The organism is Bradyrhizobium sp. UFLA06-24 (genome assembly GCF_054967145.1).
In genome coordinates this window covers 1-593 of sequence record NZ_JADFUE010000217.1, presented here as the reverse complement: position 1 = coordinate 593, position 593 = coordinate 1, and the positions used below count along the sequence as shown (strand labels likewise).

The 593-nt window shown below is 61.9% G+C and carries 1 pseudogene; it reads left to right on the top strand.

Annotated elements, in window-relative coordinates:
* Position 1: 1 nt before the first annotated feature.
* A pseudogene (locus tag IF809_RS38715) lies at positions 2-593 on the top strand (IS110 family transposase); the annotation flags it as partial.

Below are 593 nucleotides of genomic sequence, written 5' to 3'. Positions count from 1 at the left end.
GATCGGCATCGATATCGGCAAGAACTCGTTCCACGTCGTGGGCCACGATGCGCGCGGCGCCATCGTGCTGCGGCAAAGTGGTCGCGTGGCCAGGTGGAAGCGCGGCTCGGAAATATGCCACCTTGCCTGATCGGCATGGAGGTCTGCCTCGGCGTACATCACCTGAGCCGCAAACTCGCATCGCTTGCGATGCCAGGTTGATGCCGGCCAAATATGTCCGCCCCTATAGCAAGGGGCAGAAGAACGACTTCAATGATGCCGAAGCGATTGCCGAAGCCGTGCAGCGCCCGACGATGAAGTTCGTTGCGACCAAGACCGCGGAGCAACTGGATGTGCAGGTGCTGCACCGGGTGCGCGAGCGGCTGGTGTCAACGCACCGGCATCATCAATCAAGTTCGTACCTTCATGCTGGAACGCGGGATCGCCGTACGCCAGGGTATCGGCTTCTTGCGTACAGAACTGCTCACCATCCTTGCGACGCGCACCGATGCCCTGTCGCCACGCCTGCCTGGCATCGCGCTGATCATTTCGAGCGCCATGGTGGCCGCGATCGGCACTGGAGACGTATTCTCCAAAGGCCGCGACTTCGGCGC